This is a genomic window from Terrabacter sp. P2_E3, assembly GCF_056403915.1.
This window is the reverse complement of the sequence record NZ_JBFUEN010000027.1, coordinates 1-3,313: the sequence shown is the minus strand read 5'-3', so window position 1 is coordinate 3,313 and position 3,313 is coordinate 1. Positions and strand designations below refer to the sequence as shown.

At 56.1% G+C, this 3,313-nt stretch carries 1 rRNA gene; it reads right to left on the bottom strand.

Going from position 1 to position 3,313, the window contains the following annotated elements:
* Window positions 1–61 precede the first annotated feature (61 nt).
* Window positions 62–3,191, bottom strand: a 23S ribosomal RNA gene (locus AC1DW8_RS22560).
* Window positions 3,192–3,313: the final 122 nt, after the last annotated feature.

Below are 3,313 nucleotides of genomic sequence, written 5' to 3'. Positions count from 1 at the left end.
TCAGTGGGTGGTGTTCCCGTTTGTATCTCGGGAACCGCACAGTGGACGCGTAGCATCTTTGTAAGTCAAGTTATCGGCTTATTAGTACCGGTCAGCTCCACACATTGCTGTGCTTCCACATCCGGCCTATCAACCCAGTAGTCTAGCTGGGAGCCTCTCGCCCTCGCGGGCCTGGAAACCTCATCTTGAAACGTGCTTCCCGCTTAGATGCTTTCAGCGGTTATCACTTCCGAACGTAGCTAATCAGCGGTGCTCTTGGCAGAACAACTGACACACCAGAGGTTCGTCCATCCCGGTCCTCTCGTACTAGGGACAGCCTTTCTCAAGTTTCCTACGCGCACAGCGGATAGGGACCGAACTGTCTCACGACGTTCTAAACCCAGCTCGCGTACCGCTTTAATGGGCGAACAGCCCAACCCTTGGGACCTACTCCAGCCCCAGGATGCGACGAGCCGACATCGAGGTGCCAAACCATGCCGTCGATATGGACTCTTGGGCAAGATCAGCCTGTTATCCCCGGGGTACCTTTTATCCGTTGAGCGACGGCGCTTCCACAAGCCACCGCCGGATCACTAGTCCCGACTTTCGTCCCTGCTCGACATGTCTGTCTCACAGTCAAGCTCCCTTGTGCACTTACACTCGAAACCTGATTACCAACCAGGCTGAGGGAACCTTTGGGCGCCTCCGTTACCTTTTAGGAGGCAACCGCCCCAGTTAAACTACCCACCAGGCACTGTCCCTGATCCGGATCACGGACCGAGGTTAGATATCCAGAACGACCAGAGTGGTATTTCAACGTTGACTCCACCATCACTGACGTGACGGCTTCACAGTCTCCCACCTATCCTACACAAGCCGTACCGAACACCAATACCAAGCTGTAGTAAAGGTCCCGGGGTCTTTCCGTCCTGCTGCGCGTAACGAGCATCTTTACTCGTAGTGCAATTTCGCCGAGTTCGTGGTTGAGACAGTGGAGAAGTCGTTACGCCATTCGTGCAGGTCGGAACTTACCCGACAAGGAATTTCGCTACCTTAGGATGGTTATAGTTACCACCGCCGTTTACTGGCGCTTAAGTTCTCAGCTTCGCCGTGAGGCTAACCGGTCCCCTTAACGTTCCAGCACCGGGCAGGCGTCAGTCCGTATACATCGTCTTGCGACTTGGCACGGACCTGTGTTTTTAGTAAACAGTCGCTTCTCCCTGGTCTCTGCGGCCGATCACGCTCAGCCAGCTAGTGGCGTCACGATCAGGGCCCCCCTTCTCCCGAAGTTACGGGGGTATTTTGCCGAATTCCTTAACCACGATTCACTCGATCGCCTTGGTATTCTCTACCTAACCACCTGAGTCGGTTTGGGGTACGGGCGGCTCGAACCTCGCTAGAAGTTTTTCTCGGCAGCATAGGATCACCCTCTTCCCGCATTCGCGGTCACTATCAGGTCTCAGGCTTCATGCGACCCGGATTTGCCTGGATCGCGCCCTACACCCTTGGACGTGGACAACCATCGCCACGCGGAGGCTACCTTCCTGCGTCACTCCATCGCTTGACTACTACCAGATCGGGTCGTGCGCTCCACGCGCCCTGTGGACCCGAAGGTCCGGTGGGCGTGCTTCAGGCACTTAGCATCACAAGGTTCGTCATGGGCGGTCCTTCGCCGGTTCCGGAATATCAACCGGATGTCCATCGACTACGCCTGTCGGCCTCGCCTTAGGTCCCGACTTACCCAGGGCAGATTAGCTTGACCCTGGAACCCTTGGTTATTCGGCGGACGGGTTTCTCGCCCGTCATTCGCTACTCATGCCTGCATTCTCACTCGTGTGGCCTCCACGGCTGGTTCACACCGCCGCTTCCCTGGCCACACGACGCTCCCCTACCCATCAACACGCCTGGACACCGAACCCGCAGGTGTCGGTGCCGAGCAGTATGTCAATGCCACAGCTTCGGTGGTGTGCTTGAGCCCCGCTACATTGTCGGCGCGGAATCACTTGACCAGTGAGCTATTACGCACTCTTTAAAGGGTGGCTGCTTCTAAGCCAACCTCCTGGTTGTCACAGCAACTCCACATCCTTTCCCACTTAGCACACGCTTAGGGACCTTAGCTGGTGATCTGGGCTGTTTCCCTCTCGACTACGGAGCTTATCCCCCGCAGTCTCACTGCCACGCTCTCACTTACCGGCATTCGGAGTTTGGCTAACGTCAGTAACCTGGTGAGGCCCATTAGCTATCCAGTAGCTCTACCTCCGGCAAGAAACACGTGACGCTGCACCTAAATGCATTTCGGGGAGAACCAGCTATCACGGAGTTTGATTGGCCTTTCACCCCTACCCACAGCTCATCCCCTCAGTTTTCAACCTAAGTGGGTTCGGTCCTCCACGCAGTCTTACCTGCGCTTCAACCTGGCCATGGGTAGATCACTCCGCTTCGGGTCTAGACCCAGCGACTCAAACGCCCTATTCGGACTCGCTTTCGCTACGGCTTCCCCACACGGGTTAACCTCGCCACTGAGCACTAACTCGCAGGCTCATTCTTCAAAAGGCACGCTGTCACCCCACACGCCCAACGGCGGGAGGCTCCAACGGATTGTAGGCACACGGTTTCAGGATCTATTTCACTCCCCTCCCGGGGTACTTTTCACCTTTCCCTCACGGTACTTGTCCGCTATCGGTCACCAGGGAATATTTAGGCTTAGCAGGTGGTCCTGCCAGATTCACACGGGATTTCTCGGGCCCCGTGCTACTTGGGAAATCCACCGGGAGTCCACACCATTTCGTCTACGGGGGTCGCACCCTCTATGCCGAGCCATTCAATGCTCTTCGACTATGACGCAGATTTCTTACTCCCTACCAGCATGTCAGCACTGGTTGGCGGGTCCCACGACCCCGRACGTGCAACGCCTGACAGCTATCACACACGCCCGGTTTAGCCTCATCCGCTTTCGCTCGCCACTACTCACGGAATCACATGTTGTTTTCTCTTCCTGTGGGTACTGAGATGTTTCACTTCCCCACGTTCCCTCCACACACCCTATATATTCAGGTGCGGGTGACTGGACTTGCCTCCAGCCGGGTTTCCCCATTCGGAAATCCTCGGATCACAGTCTGGTTATCGACTACCCGAGGCTTATCGCAGATTCCTACGTCCTTCTTCGGTTCCTGGTGCCAAGGCATCCACCGTGTGCCCTTAAAAACTTGACACTACAAAGATGCTCGCGTCCACTGTGAAGTTCTCAAAATACAACCGGCACCCCACACCCACCACAAGCACAGCTCGCGATCTCGATGAGGCCCACAACCAGAAAAACCAGCCCACACACACC